A 15773-nucleotide genomic window follows, 5' to 3' on the forward strand; every position below is an offset into this window, starting at 1 on the left:
GTGCCGGGAGGGGGCCCGTGGGGTGCGCGGCCACCGCCCGACCGGCGCCGAATACCCTGGACGCGTGAGCACGGAGAAGGACCGCCCGGAGCAGGACCGGCTTGAGATCGACGTCGATCCGTCGGTGACGCCCACCCAGATCAAGGTGGCCGGCGCGGTGACCACCGTGGAAGGCCTGGTCGGCGTCGCGGTGGCGGTGATCCTGGTGATCCGCGGACTCGCCGGACACGAGGAGACGGCCATCAGCGGCTACGGCACCGCCATCTGGTTCGGGATCATCGGTGGCGGCGTCCTCGTCGGCGGCGTGGCCCTGTTGGCGGGTCGGCGCTGGGGTCGATCGATCGCGATGGTCGCCCAGATCCTGCTGCTTCCGGTCGCGTACTACCTGTACACCAGCGGCTGGCCGGTGTTCAGCGTGCCGTTGGCACTCGCGGCGATCGCGGGGCTGGTGATGCTGTTCAGCCCGGCCGCCGTGCGGTGGCTCGCCGGGGATCTCGAGCCCGACCACTGAGCCCTTCACCGGTCGCGGGATCGGGCATCCCGATCAGTTGACCCAGTTGTTACCGCAACCCTGACTCTTATATGTCGACGCCCGGGCGGGCGCCCGTACAGTAGGGCACATGACGCGCATCCTTGCGATTGCCAATCAGAAGGGTGGGGTCGCCAAGACCACCACGGTCGAGTCCCTCGGAGCCGCACTTGCCGACCTCGACGTGTCGGTCCTCGTCGTCGACCTCGACCCGCAGGGCTGTCTCACCTTCTCCCTCGGCCATGATCCCGATCAACTGGAGTCCTCGGTGCACGATGTGCTGCTGGGCGACGAGGAGATCGCCGACGTACTCCTCGACACCGAGGACAAGGTGACGCTGCTGCCCGCCACCATCGACCTGGCCGGTGCCGAGGCGCTGCTGCTGATGCGGCCGGGACGTGAGTACGCACTCAAGCGGGCACTCGCCGAGGTCGGGCAGGACTTCGACGTCATCATCGTCGACTGCCCGCCGTCGCTGGGCGTGCTCACGCTCAACGGTCTGACCGCGGCCGACGAGGTGATCGTCCCGCTGCAGTGCGAGACGCTCGCCCACCGTGGTGTCGGGCAGTTGCTGCGCACCGTCCGCGAGGTCCAGCAGATCACCAACCCCGACCTCACGATGCTGGGTGCGGTGGCGACGCTGTTCGACGCGCGGACCACGCACAGCCGCGACGTCCTCGCCGACGTCGCCGATCGCTACGACCTTCCGGTGCTGAACCCGCCGATCCCGCGCACGGTCCGTTTCGCCGAGGCGTCGGCTTCCGGTGCCTCGGTCATGCGGGGACGAAAGAACAAGGGCGCCACCGCATATCGCGAACTCGCGGAGAACCTGTGGAAGCACTGGGACGCGGGGGAGGACGTGCGGACCCTCGACTTCTGAGGGGACGACGTCAGGCCGGTCCGAAGGCCTCGACCGTCGTGCCGCGCTGTTCGACGACCATCTCGCCGATGACCCGCAGGCTCACCACCCCGTCCGGTGCGGTGCTGCGGGTGAGTGGGATCGACCGGATCTCACGTCCACCGGCCACGTCGCGCACGCTGATCCCGGACGCACTCGGCAGCAGGAGTTGCCCCGCCATCACCTCACCGGGGCCGAGTGTCGCCGGTACCTGGTAGATCGGTTTGAGGCTCTGCGCATCCAGCACCACGGTGGCCTTGCCGGTCCAGTAGGTGACGACGCCGTCGCCCCCGAGCGGGACGCTGTCCTTCGGAGGAATGGCGTCCCCGGCGACGGTGTTCGAGCCGGTGGCCACGCCCTCGGAGTCGAAGCGGCGGATCGACGGTCCGCTGTCACCGCCGAGCGCCGGTGGTTCGGCCGGACTCGCACCGCCGTCGTAGACGGCGATACCCGTCGACGACATCGCGATCACCACCGGCGGAGGTCCGCTGACGTCGCCGGTGATCAGCGTCGAACCGTACTGCTCGACGCGTTCGTCGTCGTCGAGGAGGGCGCCCAGCACGGTCAGCCGGTAGCCCGGGTCGTCGGCACAGCGTTCGACGACGGACAGGCGGTCGCCGGTGATGGCCGAGGAGTAGATGACGCAGTCCTTGCGCTTGGCCTCGTCCTCGGGGCGCACGGGTGCCTCCACGCGGCCGTACTCGATGCCGCGGACCAGGTTCGAACCCCACGTCTCCAGTCGCCCGGAGCCCTGGGCGACCACGTATCCGTAGTCGCTGACCAGCCGGAGCTCGTCGTCGGCGTCACTGGTCCGGGAGCCCTTGCGGGCACCGGTCTTCGCGTCGAGAGCGGTGACCTCCGAGCAGCCCCGCGAGTTGCGGTAGACCGCGAGCGCGAGGTCGGTGCTGGCGGTCCAGGCGGTGTCGACGACGCAGAGGTCGAGGTCCCGGCGATAGGACCACAGTTCGTCCCCCGAAGCGGGGTCGCGTCCGACGACGGTGCCGCCGTCGCCGGTCACCACCACCGAATCGGCGATCGCCGGGACGACGGTGGCGTCGGAGGCGGCCTGCCAGCGCGGCGCGAACGCGTCCGGAACCGCCGCGGGCTGTTCGACCTCGGGTGGGGTGGACTGCGCCTGAACGCTGGTCGTCCCGCGGACGGGGCTCACCAGCCAGGCGATCAGCCCGGCAACGGCGACGAGCACGATGATGGTCGCGGTGATCGCGAGATCGATCGGCCGGCGCCGCTCCGGTTTGACGCGTGCCACGCGTGGACTCGTGGTGGGTTACTCGGCTGCGGCCGGTGCGGACTGTGCGGCGACCGGGGTCGCGTCGGAGCCTGCACCCGAACCCTCGCCCGCCGTCGCGCGGTTGGCGCCGCCCCGACGGCGACGGCGACGACGCGGCTTCGAGGTTCCCTCGGCGGTGTCGTCCCCGGAGGTCTTCGCCTCGGCGTCGTCGGTGGTGCTCTTGGTGGTCTCGCTCTTGGTGGTCTCGCTCTTGGTCGTCTCGGCGCTTGCGGCATCGTCGCCCTGGCCGCCGCGGGTACGACGACGGGTGCGGGTGGAACGCTTACGCGGCTCCCGATCCTCGCGCGTCTCGCGGGTCTCGTTCGGGTCGCGCGCCGGCTTGGCGGCCACGATCCGGCCGGTGACCGAGTCCGGGATGGACATCTCCTCGTGCAGGTGCTCGGAGGTGGAATAGGTCTCCGCGGGCTCGGGGATGCCGAGTCCGAGGGCCTTGTCGATGAGCTCCCAGCGGTGCAGCTCGTCCCAGTCCACGAGGGTCACCGCGATCCCGGTGCGGCCCGCGCGGCCGGTACGGCCGATCCGGTGGACGTATGTCTTGTCGTCCTCGGGGCACTGGTAGTTGATCACATGGGTCACGTCGTCGATGTCGATGCCGCGGGCGGCGACGTCGGTGGCGACGAGGACGTCGATGGTGCCGTTCCGGAACCGGCCGAGGGCCTTCTCACGGGCGATCTGACCGAGGTCGCCGTGCACGGCGCCCACCTTGAATCCGCGCTCGGCGAGATCGTCGGCGACCTTCTGGGCGGTGCGCTTGGTACGCGTGAAGATCATCGTCGCGCCGCGACCGTCGGCCTGCAGGATGCGGGCCACGAGTTCGGCCTTGTCCAGCGCGTGAGCACGGTAGGCGTACTGCTTCGTGCGGTCGTGCACGGCGGAGTCGTTGGCGTTCTCGGCCCGGATGTGCGTCGGCCGATGCAGGAAGGTGCGGGCCAGGGTGACGATCGGGCCGGGCATGGTCGCCGAGAAGAGCATCGTCTGACGCGGCGTCGGCAGCGCGGACATGATCCGCTCGATGTCCGGCAGGAAGCCGAGGTCGAGCATCTCGTCGGCCTCGTCGAGGACGAGGATCGAGACCTTGCCGAGCACGAGGTGTCCCTGCTTGGCGAGGTCGAGGAGGCGGCCCGGGGTGCCCACAACGACGTCGACGCCGGACTGCAGTTCGGCGATCTGCGCCTCGTAGGGGCGGCCGCCGTAGATCGAGGTGATCTTCAGCATGCGGTTGGTGACAGTGTCCTTCGGCCCGCTCGCTCCGCTCCCGGCGCCGGGGGCAAGGGTGACGTCGGTCTTGCGGGCGGCGATCTCGAGGTCGCTGGTGACCTGCACGCAGAGTTCGCGGGTGGGCACGATGATCAGCGCGCGAGGGGTGTTGTCGAGGGGGCGGACACCCGTTGCCTCGGCGTTGGCGAGGCGATGGAGCAGCGGGATGCCGAAGCCGTAGGTCTTGCCCATGCCGGTACGGGCCTGACCGATGAGGTCGTCCCCGCCCATGGCGAGGGGGAGGGTCAGTTCCTGGATGGCGAACGTCTGGGTCTTGCCGTCGTCGGCGAGTGCCGAGACGATGCGCTCGTCCACGCCGAGTTCGGCGAAGGTGGGGGCGGTGTGGGTTTCGTCGACGATGGTCGTCTGCACGGCCGAATCGCTCATATGCGTGTGTTGCCTTTCTGGCCAGTCTCTTGCGCGCGTGTGATTCCTGCGCGCACGAGGAAAAAGCTCGAAAGTGCGCGCGCAAATGTCGTGGTGGCACCGGGGATTCGACCGAGGTGTCGTGAGACGGACTCTTCGATCCGGCGAGGAACTCGCTGTCTCGATCCCGCGAGGAGATCGCGAGGGGGCGTCGTCACATCCAATCGGCCGCATCCACACGCTCGCGCCGGCGAGCACGCGATGATCACGCAGCTCAGCGGGCAGGCGCCGGGGGGTCCCGTCGGAGTGCACCGAAGTCGAGTGTACTTGGTGCTTCCGGAGAGGCCGCTACCATCACCTCATGGCGCCTGTACCCGACCCCTCCGACATCACCCCGGTAGCTGCGATCGAGACCCAGGACCGCGTGGTCGGGAAGCTGTTCGCGGTGCTGCTGGCCGGCGAGTTCGCCGCCTTCCATCGGCTCATCGAGGAGTCGGCGATGGCTCCCGACGTGCCCAGCAAGATCGCGATCGCGCGGATGGCCGCCTCCGAGGTCGGCCACTTCGACCGCCTCGCCGAGCGGGTCGAGACGATGACGGGCCTCACCGCCGCCGAGGCGGTGGAACGGTACCGGTCGGTCTTCGACCAGTACCACCGGGCCACCACCCCGAAGACCTGGTACGAGGCGCTGGTCAAGGCCTACGTCGGTGACGGTCTGGCCTCCGATTTCTACGTCGAGCTGTCCGACATGCTCCCGCCCGACTCGCGCACCGTGATGGCCGAGGTGATGGCGGAGACCGCCAACTCGGCGTTCGCCCGCGAGCAGGTCCGGGCGGCCGTCGAGGCCGATCCGTCGATCAAGTCCGCGCTGGTCCTGTGGGGGCGCCGTCTGCTGGGCGAGGCCATCACCCATGCGCAGTGGGTGCTCGCGGCCGAGGAGGAGGTCACCGATCTGCTGTTCTCCGGGGGCTCCTCGCTGTCGGGGGTCGCCCACTTCTTCGACGCGGTCGCGGCCAAACACGGCGAGCGCATGGCCGATCTCGGTCTCGGCTGACCAATCCGCTCGTTCCCTTGCTTTTTCGCTGTCAGCGGAGCGGCTGTCCGGTCCCGTGACCGCTGGACTAGCCTTGTGCGGCAAGCGTTGTTGACACCGGAGGAGGGCGGCACATGGCCGTGGAAGTGAAGATCGGCATCACCGACAGCCCGCGTGAGCTGACCGTCGCGACGTCGCTGACCAGCGACAAGGCCTATGCCGAGGTCGAGGCGGCACTCGGCGGCAAGCAGCAGTTGCTGGCCCTGGTGGACGAGAAGGGCGCCCGTTACCTGATCCCGGTCACCAAGATCGCCTACGTCGAGGTCGGGGCGTCGGAGAACCGTCGCGTCGGGTTCGGTTCCTGAGGCGGGACACAGACCAACGAACAAGGGTCCGGTGCGCACCTCGCGATCACTCGCGAAGGTCGCACCGGACCCTTGTCGTAGGTCTGGGTCTGTCGTCTGAGTTCAGGACTGACCGGAGTCGGTGTCCTCCGCCGGGGTCTCCGCGTCGGTCTGCGGTGCGGCCTGGCGCGGGAAGTGGGACAGACCGCCCCAGAGCAACGCGACGGTGGTGTCGACGGCCGTCTGCTTGTCCACGGGACGCTTGGCCTCGAGCCAGTAGCGCGCGTTGACCTGGCTGGCCCCGACGAGCCCGGAGGCGAGCATGCGGGAGCGGTACGGATCGAGACCGGAATCGTGCATGACCAGGCCGTACACTGCGTCCACGCAGGCCTCGGTGGCACCTTCGACGCGGCGGATGACCGCGGGGTCGGAGGCATCGGAGGAGAAGATCAGCCGGTAGCCGGAGTTGTCCTGGTCGATGAAGTCGAAGAAGGCCTCGACGGCGGCACGGACGCGCTTCCGGTTGTCGGTGGTGGTGCGCAGGGCGGTGTTCACGTCGCTGACCAGCTTCTCGGCATGCGAGTCGACGACCGCGATGTAGAGGTCCAGCTTCGACGGGAAATGCTGATACAGGACGGGTTTGCTCACTCCCGCGTGCACGGCGATCTCGTCCATCCCCGCGGCGTGGTAGCCGCGTTCGACGAAGATCTCACTGGCCGCATCGAGCAACTGCATGCGCCGTGCGCTGCGAGGCAGGCGCGTACTGCGTCCGGGAACCGAGGACGCGTTGGTTGCGGTCGACATGGCGAAGATCGTACTCGGGAGACCTTCCTGCGCAGTATCTGCGGTCCGCTGTGAGAAAGTTGTCCCGTGAGCCGCGCAGAGGATGGTGGCACCGGCCTTGATCAGGGACCGGTGCGCACCAAGGATGTCGGCCCGAGATCGTCGGGACGCCCCAAGCCGGACCAGCCGCTTCGGGCGCGCTGGGACCCGACCGATGACAGCGGCCGTCCCCGCGTCGACCGCGAGGCACAGCCCGAGTACAAGAAGCAGTCGTCGCTCGGCCGCTTCGTCTCGACGTACGGCTGGCGCGCCTACGCCATCCCGGTCCTCACGGTTCTCACGATCGCGCTGATCGTGGTGACCATCCAGGACGGGCGCGGTTCCGATCTGGCCCCGACCGCCGCGGTCAACCCGGACTCGGCTGCCCGCAACACCGACATCAACACCGAGACCCGCCCGATCGGTGCGCCGACCGGCGACATCCAGGCCGCCGCGCTGCCGGCCGGCACCCTTCCGCAGGGCGGACCGTTCACCACGCAGGGCCGCCAGACCTTCCGGGTGCTGCGCGGCGCGGGACCGAAGGTCGGCACCGGAGGCCAGGAGTACACCTACACCGTCGAGGTGGAGAACGGCCTGAACCCGCAGGACTACGGCGGCGACCCGACCTTCGCGAAGATGGTCGACATGACGCTGGCCAATCCGCGCAGCTGGATCGGCGACGGGCGCGTGAGCTTCCGGCGCATCGACCGCGGGGAACCGGACCTGCGCATCACCCTGGTCTCCACCGGCACGACCCGCGAACTGTGCGGGTACCAGATCAGGCTGGAGACCTCGTGCTACTACCCGCCGCAGGAGCGCGTGACCCTCAACGAGGCCCGCTGGGTCCGCGGGGCGCTGTCCTATCAGGGTGACGACATCGCCTACCGGCAGTACCTCGTCAACCACGAGGTCGGCCACGGACTCGGCTACGCATCGCATGAGCCGTGCCGCGAGGACGGGGCGCTCGCGCCGGTGATGATGCAGCAGTCCTTCGGCACCGACAACTCCGAGATCATGGCTCTCGACCCGGACATGAAGGCCAACCGCTCGCTCGTCTGCCGCCCGAATCCCTGGCCGTTCCCCAAGCGCTGACCCCGGGAATGAGCGGACCCTTCCGGTGGTTGTGCCAAGAGTCCGTGTACTCGCCGAATACTGGAGGCGTTCGTGTCGTCGCAAGGGTCGCTCACCGGGTCGCTGCCACCGCTCGTGGAGCCGGCAGCCGAACTGAGCAACGAAGAGGTGGCCCGCTACAGCCGCCACCTGATCATCCCGGATGTCGGGATGGACGGGCAGAAGCGCCTGAAGAACGCGAAGGTGCTCGTGATCGGCGCGGGCGGACTCGGTTCGCCGACGCTGCTGTACCTCGCCGCGGCGGGTATCGGCACCATCGGCATCGTGGAATTCGACATCGTCGACGAGTCCAACCTGCAGCGCCAGGTCATCCACGGACAGTCCGACATCGGGCGCCCGAAGGCCGAGAGCGCGCGGGACTCGATCCTCGAGATCAATCCCTACGTCACCGTGAACATCCACGATCAGCGACTCGAACCCGAGGGCGCGATCGAGCTGTTCTCGCAGTACGACCTCATCCTCGACGGCACCGACAACTTCGCGACCCGCTACCTGGTCAACGACGCCGCGGTGCTCGCGCACAAGCCCTACGTCTGGGGATCGATCTACCGTTTCGAGGGTCAGGCGTCGGTGTTCTGGGAAGACGCCCCCGGCGGTCGCGGCATCAACTACCGCGACCTCTACCCGCAGGCCCCGCCGCCCGGGATGGTGCCGTCGTGCGCCGAGGGCGGTGTCCTCGGCATCCTGTGCGCCTCGATCGGATCGATCATGGGTACCGAGGCCATCAAGCTCATCTGCGGCATCGGCGAGCCGCTGCTCGGCCGCCTCATGGTCTACGACGCCCTCGACATGACCTACCGGACCATCAAGATCCGCAAGGACCCGGAAGGCGAGCGCATCGCCGGCCTCATCGACTACGACGACTTCTGCGGTGTGGTCTCCAGCGAGGCCTCCGACGCCGCGGCCGGGTCGACGCTCACCGCCGCCGAACTCAAGCAGAGGATCGACGCGGGGGAGAAGCTCGCGATCATCGACGTACGTGAACCGGTCGAGTGGGACATCGTCCGGATCGAGGGCGCGACCCTGATCCCGAAGGGCGAGATCCTCTCCGGCGAGGGCCTGGCGAAGGTTCCGCAGGATCGCCCTACGGTCCTCTACTGCAAGACCGGCATCCGGTCGGCCGAGGCACTCGCCGCACTCAAGCGGGCCGGTTTCGCCGACGCCACGCACCTGCAGGGCGGGGTGACCGCCTGGGCCAACCAGGTCGACAAGACGTTGCCGGTCTACTGACCGCCGTTCCCACCGCGTGCCTTCTCGAATCGGTCACCTGCGCTCGGTAATCTGGCCTGGTGAATACCGTCGAGCCGCCCGAACACGTGTTGAACACGTTCGGGCTCACCTCCCATCCGCCCGTCGCCATGGGCGAATCATGGATCGGTGGCTGGCGCGTCGGTGAGGTCGTGCTGTCGCTCGTGCCCGACCACGCGCGCGCCGCCTGGTCGGCCGCCGTCCGCGAGACGCTCTACGTCGAGGGCATGCGGATCGCACGCCCGTTCCGCGCCACCGACGGCCGCTACGTCGTCTCGGGTTGGCGTGCCGACACCTACATCGCCGGAACACCCGAGCCGCGCCACGACGAAGTGGTCCTCGTCGCCGACCGCCTGCACGAGGCGACCGCAACCCTCGAACGTCCGCGCTTCCTGCTGCAGCCGCCCGCGCCGCCGCACACCGACGTCGACGTCTTCACTGCCGCCGACCGCGCCGCGTGGGAGGAGGTCCCGTTGCGCTCGGCCCGTGCCGCGGGCATGGCCGAGCCGACCGCACCCGACGGGGTGCAGAGCGTCGAGATGCTGAGAACCCTTGCGAAGCTTCGCAAGCCGGTCGACCTGCCGTCCCAGGTCGTGCACGGCGACCTGTTCGGCACCGTGCTCTTCGCCGGTGCCGCGGCGCCCGGCATCACCGACATCGTCCCGTACTGGCGACCTGCTCCGTGGGCGGCCGCGGTCGCGGTGGTCGACGCCCTCGCCTGGGGCGGCGCCGACACCGAACTCATCCAGCGGTGGTCTGATCAGCCGGAGTGGCCGCAGATGATGCTGCGGGCGACGATGTTCCGTCTGGCCGTCCACGCGCTGCACCCGCGCTCGACCGCCGGCGCACTGCCCGGGTTGCAGCGGGTCGTCGAGCTGGTACGTTTGCTCGTATAACCGCAGCTCACAGCCCCGATCTGAGTTTGTCGGAGTTCTCACAGGGCCCTTGGGGTGAAGTGAGAACAACGTGACGGTCCGGTCACCTCGCGGAAAATCCGCGCAACACGCCCCCGGGATGCTTGGTCTCAGTCGCACGACACAGGTGTCGGCGTCCGATATGACAGTTCGCTGTCGTGTCGAGAAGACAGCCCGCACTGCTCGTGCAGTGACCACCAAGCATCGGAAGACGGGGACGAATGGCCTTCGCAGACCTCAGAACACAGCTCAAGCGTGACCACACGATCACCGACTGGGACCCGGAGGATCGCGTCGCCTGGGAGAACGGCAACGCCGCGATCGCCAAGCGCAACCTCGTCTGGTCGGTGATCTGCGAACACGTCGGCTTCTCCATCTGGTCGCTGTTCTCGGTGATGGCCCTGTTCATGGGTCCCGAGTACGGCATCAGCATGGATCAGAAGTTCGTCATCGCCGCGACCGCGACCCTCGTCGGCTCGTGCCTGCGCATTCCCTACACCCAGGCCACCGCGAAGTTCGGTGGACGCAACTGGGCCATCTTCTCCGCCATCGTGCTCCTCATCCCGACGGGCCTGACGATGATGCTGATGATGAACCCGGGCGAGTTCGGGTTCGGCTGGTTCCTCGCGGTCGCGGCCATTACCGGCTTCGGCGGCGGCAACTTCGCCTCCTCGATGACCAACATCAACGCCTTCTACCCGCAGCGACTCAAGGGCTGGGCGCTGGGCCTCAACGCCGGCGGCGGCAACATCGGCGTCCCGGTCGTCCAGGTCATCGGACTGCTGGTCATCTGGCTCTTCGCCGACCAGCCCGAGATCGTCTGCGCGATCTACCTGGTGGCACTTGCGGTCGCGGGCATCGGCGCGGCGATCTACATGGACAACCTCGACCATCAGACCGCCAGCGGCAAGGCGATGATCGACTGCCTCAAGTACCGCGACACCTGGCTCATCTGCCTGCTCTACATCGGCACCTTCGGCTCGTTCATCGGTTTCGGTTTCGCGTTCAGCCAGGTCCTCAACATCAGCTTCACCTCTGCCGGCGCCTCCAAGCCCGCCCTCGCGGCGGCGCAGATCGCCTGGATCGGACCGCTTCTCGGCTCGCTGGCCCGCCCCTACGGCGGCAAGCTCGCCGACCGTATCGGCGGCGGCAAGGTGACGCTGTACTGCTTCATCGCGATGGCCGCGTCGGCGTCGATCCTCGTGATCGCCGGTATGTCGGCCGACGCCAACGGGAAGGTGATCAGCGGCGGTGTCCTCGGGGCCTTCATCACCGGCTTCATCCTGCTGTTCCTGATCTCCGGGATCGCCAACGGTTCGGTCTACAAGATCATCCCGACGATCTGGGAGCACAAGGCGCAGACGCTGTCGGGTCTGAACGCCTTCGGCAAGTCCACCTGGTCGCGCAGCATGTCCGGCGCGCTCATCGGCATCGCCGGTGCGGCCGGCGGCCTCGGCGGTGTCGGCATCAACCTGGTGCTGCGGTCCAGCTACAAGTCCAATCAGTCGGCGACGCAGGCATTCTGGGTGTTCCTCACCTTCTATGTGGTGGCCGCGGTGGTCACCTGGTGGTTCTACGCACGACGCCCGATCGTCGTCGGCGAGACCACCGACCTGCCGGTCGCGGAGACCGCAGGCACCACCGCCGGCACCGGCGAGCCGGTCACCAAGGAAGCGCTGGCCTGAGTTCACCCGCGGCGCAACCCGATCAACAGGCAAGGCACAGGGAGTAGACAATGAGCAGCGAGACCAGCACCGGCCGCAACACCGTCGTCGTGGTGGGTCACGGCATGGTCGGCCACCGCTTCGTGCAGGAGATGCGCAAGCGTGACACCGACAACCGGTGGCGCGTCGAGATCGTCAGCGAGGAAGCCGATCCGGCCTACGACCGCGTGGGTCTGTCCTCCTACGTCGGTGCGTGGCAGCGCGATTCGCTCGCGCTGGACGGCAATACCTACGACGGTGACGATCTCGTCGTCACCCATCTGGGGGAGACCGTCACCGGCCTCGATCGGGCGCTGCGTCGGGTGGTGACCTCCGCGGGACGCGAGATCGACTACGACGCACTCGTTCTCGCGACGGGTTCCTACGCCTTTGTGCCGCCGGTGCCGGGGCACGACAACTCCAAGTGTTTCGTCTACCGCACGCTCGACGACCTCGACGACATCCGGGCGGCCGCCGACACGGCCGGCCCGGGTGCGACGGGCGTCGTGGTCGGCGGTGGCCTGCTCGGGCTCGAGGCGGCCAACGCCCTGAAACTGATGGGCCTCAAGCCGCATGTGGTCGAGTTCGCACCGCGGCTCATGCCGATGCAGGTCGACGCCGGCGGCGGGGCGATCCTGAAGAACCTCGTCACCGACCTCGGTCTCGAGGTCCATACCGGCGTCGGCACCTCGGAGATCGCCGACGGCGAGAACGGTGGCCTGCGTGTCACGCTCTCGGACGAATCGCTGATCGACGCCTCGCTGGTCGTCTTCTCGGCCGGTGTCCGACCCCGCGATCAGCTCGCCCGCGACGCGGGCCTGGCGGTAGCGGAGCGCGGCGGTGTCCTCGTCGACACGAACTGCGTCACCGACGACGAGCACATCTTCGCCATCGGTGAGGTCGCCGCGGTCGAGGGTCGCTGCTACGGACTCGTCGCGCCCGGCTATTCGACGGCCGAGGTCGTCGCCGACCGCCTGCTCGGCGGATCGTCGACCTTCCCCGGCGCCGACCTGTCGACCAAGCTGAAGCTGCTAGGTGTCGACGTCGCCAGCTTCGGAGACGCGTTCGCGACCACGGAGAACGCGCTCGAGATCACGTACCACGACGCGGTCGCGGGCCGCTACGCCAAGATCGTCGTCAGCGACGACGCGAAGACCCTGCTCGGCGGCATCCTCGTCGGGGATGCCTCGGCCTACGCGCTGCTCAAGCCGATGATCGGTCGCGAGATCCCCGGCGACCCCGCTGCCCTGATCGCTCCCGAGGGCGGCACCGGCGTCGGCATGGACGCGCTGCCCGACGATGCCGAGATCTGCTCCTGCAACGGGGTGTCGAAGGGCTCGATCTGCTCGGCCATCGCCGACGGCGCCTGCGACATCGCCGCGATCAAGGGCTGCACCTCGGCCGGCACCACCTGCGGCGGCTGCCTGCCGAGCATCAAGCAGCTCCTCTCCGCGTCGGGCGTCGAGCTCAGCACGTCGCTGTGCGATCACTTCGCCCAGTCGCGCGCCGAGCTGTTCGAGATCGTCGCCGTCACCGGCATCCGGACCTTCTCCGAACTCATCGACCGCTTCGGCACCGGCCTGGGTTGCGAGATCTGTAAGCCGACCGTCGCCTCGATCCTCGCCTCCACGTCGAGCGATCACATTCTCGACGGCGAGCAGGCCGCCCTGCAGGACACCAACGATCACTTCCTCGCGAACATGCAGAAGAACGGCTCGTACTCGGTGGTGCCGCGCATGCCGGGCGGCGAGGTCACGCCCGAGCAGCTCATCGTCATCGGCGAGATCGCCCGCGACTACGGGCTGTACACCAAGATCACCGGCGGCCAGCGCATCGACCTGTTCGGCGCCCGCGTCGACCAGCTGCCCGAGATCTGGCGGCGCCTCGTCGACGCCGGGATGGAGTCCGGTCACGCCTACGGCAAGAGCCTTCGCACGGTGAAGAGCTGCGTCGGCTCCACCTGGTGCCGCTACGGCGTCCAGGATTCGGTCGGCATGGCGGTCTTCCTCGAGAAGCGATACCGGGGTCTGCGGTCGCCGCACAAGATCAAGTTCGGCGTCTCGGGATGCGCCCGCGAATGCGCGGAGGCCCGCGGCAAGGACGTCGGCGTCATCGCCACCGAGAACGGCTGGAACCTCTACGTCGGCGGCAACGGCGGTCAGAGTCCCAAGCACGCGCAGCTGCTGGCCAGCGGAGTGGATGACGACACGCTGGTCGCCTACATTGATCGGTACCTCATGTTCTACATCCGGACTGCCGACCGACTGCAGCGCACAGCCCCGTGGCTGGAGTCGCTCGACGGCGGTCTGGACCATCTCAAGGCCGTCGTCTGCGACGACAGCCTGGGGCTCGCCGCCGAACTCGAGGACGCGATGGCCCGGCACGTGGCCGGGTACACCGACGAATGGGCGGCGGTGCTCGACGACGAGGACAAGTTGAAGAGGTTCGTGTCGTTCGTGAACGCACCCGACGTGGTCGACCCGACCATCCGGTTCGCCGAATACGAACGTAAGGTGCCGGTGCTGCTCGACATGCCGCAGGTGCGTCCGGGAGCGGACGCGGACACCGGGCCGGTTGCGGACGCGGCGCCGGTGAAGGAAGGAGTGCCGACATGACCATCGCACCAGACGAGACCGGGCAGATGCCCGGGACGGTCGAGGGGAGTTGGATGCGGGCCTGCCCGATCGACGACCTGATCGTCGGCCGCGGCGTCGCGGTGCTCGGTCCGCGCGGTGAGCAGGCGGCGCTGTTCCGCCTGCCGGCCGCCGAGACCGACCGCGAGGCCGCACCCGGCCGTTCCCGCCTGTACGCCATCGGCAACATCGACCCGTTCGGCCGCGCCGCGGTCCTCTCGCGCGGACTCACCGGGGACCGCGCCGGCGAGCCGACGGTCGCCTCGCCGCTGGGCAAGCAGGTGTTCGCACTGCGGACCGGCGTCTGCCTGGACGACGAATCGGTCTCCGTGCCGAGCTACGGCGTGCGCGTCGTCGAGCGGATCGTCGAGGTGTTCTTTCCCGCGTGAACGCCATCAATCTTCCCGGTGACCCGACCGACCCGGACCCGTTGCCCGCCGACCCGCTACCACTGACCGGATTCACCATCGGCATCACCGCGGCGCGTCGTGCCGAGGAGTTCGCCGCACTGCTCGAACGACGCGGTGCCCGGGTGGTCCAGGCTCCGACGATTCGCATCCTGCCGCTCGTCGACGACACCGAACTCGAGCGGGTGACCGAGGAGATCATCGCCTCGCCGCCGCAGATCATGGTGGCGACCACCGGCATCGGTTTCCGCGGTTGGATCGAGGCGGCCGACGGCTGGGGCAACGCCGAGGACGTGCTGCGTTCGCTGTCGCAGAGCAGGCTGATCGCGCGCGGTCCCAAGGCGAAGGGCGCCATCCGCGCCGCGGGACTGCGCGAGGAGTGGTCGCCGGAGAGCGAGTCCTCCTCGGAGGTGCTCGACCACCTGCTCGCCGAGGGCGTCGAGGGTGTGCGGATCGCCGTCCAGCTGCACGGCGCGACGAGCGAATGGGAACCGCTGCCGGACTTCTGCACCGTCCTGCGGGCCGCGGGCGCCGTGGTCGTGCCGATCCCGGTCTACCGCTGGAACATGCATCCCGACGTGGCGCGCATCGACAAGATGATCGCGCAGGTGCTGCGCGGTGACCTCGACGCGATCACCTTCACCAGTGCGCCGGCGGCGGCGTCGATCCTCACCCGCGCCAAGGAACTCGGCAAGCTGCAGCAGTTCGTGCACGCACTGCGCACCGCGGTCCCGGTGATGTGTGTGGGATCGGTGACCGCGAGTCCGCTGGAGGCGCTGCAGATCCCGACGACGTATCCGCGCCGGTTCCGGCTCGGCGCGCTCGCGCGCCTGATCACCGACGAACTCCCGCGCCGCGCCCACGTGCTGCGAGTCGCCGGACACGACACCGCGATCCGCGGGCAGGCCGTCGTCGTCGACGGCGAGCTGAAGGACCTGTCGGCGACGGGCCTGCTGCTGTTGAAACTGCTCGCCCGCAATCCCGGTCGGGTGGTGTCGCGGCAGGAGATGCTCGCCGTGCTGCCCGGCGACAGTTCCGACACCCACGCCGTCGAGGTCGCGGTCGCGCGACTCCGTGCGGCGCTGGGGGATTCGAAGATGGTCCAGACCGTCGTCAAACGCGGTTACCGCCTGGCCGTCGACCTCGAGTACGACGCCGAAGACGAATGACTGCCGAAGA

Annotated in this window: 14 protein-coding genes; 11 read left to right on the forward strand and 3 right to left on the reverse strand. The window is 68.6% G+C overall.

Annotated features, from left to right (window positions below; all coding sequences use genetic code 11):
* Positions 1–64 precede the first annotated feature (64 nt).
* Both C5O27_RS09900 and C5O27_RS09905 read left to right on the forward strand, forming a co-directional pair.
* On the forward strand, positions 65–511 hold the full coding sequence (locus C5O27_RS09900) for a hypothetical protein (protein ID WP_035755124.1): 447 nt from the start codon (positions 65–67) through the stop codon (positions 509–511).
* 109 nt (positions 512–620) lie between these two features.
* Positions 621–1409 (forward strand): ParA family protein, encoded by a 789-nt coding sequence (locus tag C5O27_RS09905; RefSeq protein WP_006360093.1) that lies wholly within the window; start codon positions 621–623, stop codon positions 1407–1409.
* Between the two features lie 10 nt (positions 1410–1419).
* On the opposite strand, the gene C5O27_RS09910 is transcribed toward C5O27_RS09905, so the two are convergent.
* Both C5O27_RS09910 and C5O27_RS09915 read right to left on the reverse strand, forming a co-directional pair.
* Positions 1420–2694: an Rv3212 family protein gene (locus C5O27_RS09910; protein ID WP_006360092.1), complete on the reverse strand. Its 1275-nt coding sequence runs from the start codon at positions 2692–2694 to the stop codon at positions 1420–1422.
* A gap of 18 nt (positions 2695–2712) precedes the next feature.
* Positions 2713–4380 (reverse strand): DEAD/DEAH box helicase, encoded by a 1668-nt coding sequence (locus tag C5O27_RS09915; protein WP_127962612.1) that lies wholly within the window; start codon positions 4378–4380, stop codon positions 2713–2715.
* Between the two features lie 340 nt (positions 4381–4720).
* Here C5O27_RS09915 and C5O27_RS09920 point away from each other — a divergent pair, with 340 nt between their 5' ends.
* Both C5O27_RS09920 and C5O27_RS09925 read left to right on the forward strand, forming a co-directional pair.
* Positions 4721–5413: a ferritin-like fold-containing protein gene (locus tag C5O27_RS09920; RefSeq protein WP_006360090.1), complete on the forward strand. Its 693-nt coding sequence runs from the start codon at positions 4721–4723 to the stop codon at positions 5411–5413.
* A 113-nt stretch (positions 5414–5526) separates the two neighbouring features.
* Positions 5527–5757, forward strand: coding sequence for a DUF3107 domain-containing protein (locus C5O27_RS09925; RefSeq protein ID WP_006360089.1), 231 nt, complete (start codon positions 5527–5529; stop codon positions 5755–5757).
* Between the two features lie 102 nt (positions 5758–5859).
* Here C5O27_RS09925 and fasR read toward each other — a convergent pair whose 3' ends face one another.
* Complete coding sequence (fasR, locus tag C5O27_RS09930) at positions 5860–6540, reverse strand: HTH-type transcriptional activator FasR (RefSeq protein ID WP_040004314.1); 681 nt, start codon at positions 6538–6540, stop codon at positions 5860–5862.
* Positions 6541–6606: 66 nt separating this feature from the next.
* Here fasR and C5O27_RS09935 point away from each other — a divergent pair, with 66 nt between their 5' ends.
* From C5O27_RS09935 to C5O27_RS09965, 7 genes are all read left to right on the forward strand, one after another.
* A complete protein-coding gene (locus C5O27_RS09935; protein WP_035755133.1) occupies positions 6607–7650 on the forward strand; it encodes a DUF3152 domain-containing protein in 1044 nt (347 codons plus the stop codon).
* A gap of 72 nt (positions 7651–7722) precedes the next feature.
* The gene (moeZ, locus tag C5O27_RS09940; protein ID WP_006360086.1) at positions 7723–8919 is read left to right on the forward strand and encodes an adenylyltransferase/sulfurtransferase MoeZ; all 1197 of its coding nucleotides are present in this window, start codon (positions 7723–7725) and stop codon (positions 8917–8919) included.
* A gap of 59 nt (positions 8920–8978) precedes the next feature.
* Complete coding sequence (locus C5O27_RS09945; protein ID WP_006360085.1) at positions 8979–9833, forward strand: TIGR02569 family protein; 855 nt, start codon at positions 8979–8981, stop codon at positions 9831–9833.
* Between the two features lie 239 nt (positions 9834–10072).
* Entirely contained in the window at positions 10073–11536 is a 1464-nt protein-coding gene (locus C5O27_RS09950) for a nitrate/nitrite transporter (protein ID WP_127962613.1), read from the forward strand.
* Positions 11537–11586: 50 nt separating this feature from the next.
* Positions 11587–14169, forward strand: coding sequence for a nitrite reductase large subunit NirB (gene nirB / locus C5O27_RS09955; protein ID WP_127962614.1), 2583 nt, complete (start codon positions 11587–11589; stop codon positions 14167–14169).
* Positions 14166–14576, forward strand: coding sequence for a nitrite reductase (NAD(P)H) small subunit (locus tag C5O27_RS09960; RefSeq protein WP_006360082.1), 411 nt, complete (start codon positions 14166–14168; stop codon positions 14574–14576). Before nirB ends, C5O27_RS09960 begins: the two co-directional genes overlap by 4 nt.
* Positions 14573–15763: a uroporphyrinogen-III synthase gene (locus tag C5O27_RS09965; protein ID WP_006360081.1), complete on the forward strand. Its 1191-nt coding sequence runs from the start codon at positions 14573–14575 to the stop codon at positions 15761–15763. Before C5O27_RS09960 ends, C5O27_RS09965 begins: the two co-directional genes overlap by 4 nt.
* Positions 15764–15773: the final 10 nt, after the last annotated feature.

The organism is Gordonia alkanivorans (assembly GCF_004011905.1).
Classification (GTDB): Bacteria; Actinomycetota; Actinomycetes; order Mycobacteriales; family Mycobacteriaceae; genus Gordonia; species Gordonia alkanivorans.

Excerpts from the sequence above, each read along its gene's own strand:
- C5O27_RS09925 (WP_006360089.1), top strand. The coding sequence starts at position 5,527 with ATGGCCGTGGAAGTGAAGATCGGCATCACCGACAGCCCGCGTGAGCTG.
- C5O27_RS09920 (WP_006360090.1), top strand. The coding sequence starts at position 4,721 with ATGGCGCCTGTACCCGACCCCTCCGACATCACCCCGGTAGCTGCGATC.
- fasR (WP_040004314.1), bottom strand. The coding sequence starts at position 6,540 with ATGTCGACCGCAACCAACGCGTCCTCGGTTCCCGGACGCAGTACGCGC.
- C5O27_RS09905 (WP_006360093.1), top strand. The coding sequence starts at position 621 with ATGACGCGCATCCTTGCGATTGCCAATCAGAAGGGTGGGGTCGCCAAG.
- C5O27_RS09915 (WP_127962612.1), bottom strand. The coding sequence starts at position 4,380 with ATGAGCGATTCGGCCGTGCAGACGACCATCGTCGACGAAACCCACACC.
- C5O27_RS09960 (WP_006360082.1), top strand. The coding sequence starts at position 14,166 with ATGACCATCGCACCAGACGAGACCGGGCAGATGCCCGGGACGGTCGAG.
- C5O27_RS09950 (WP_127962613.1), top strand. The coding sequence starts at position 10,073 with ATGGCCTTCGCAGACCTCAGAACACAGCTCAAGCGTGACCACACGATC.
- nirB (WP_127962614.1), top strand. The coding sequence starts at position 11,587 with ATGAGCAGCGAGACCAGCACCGGCCGCAACACCGTCGTCGTGGTGGGT.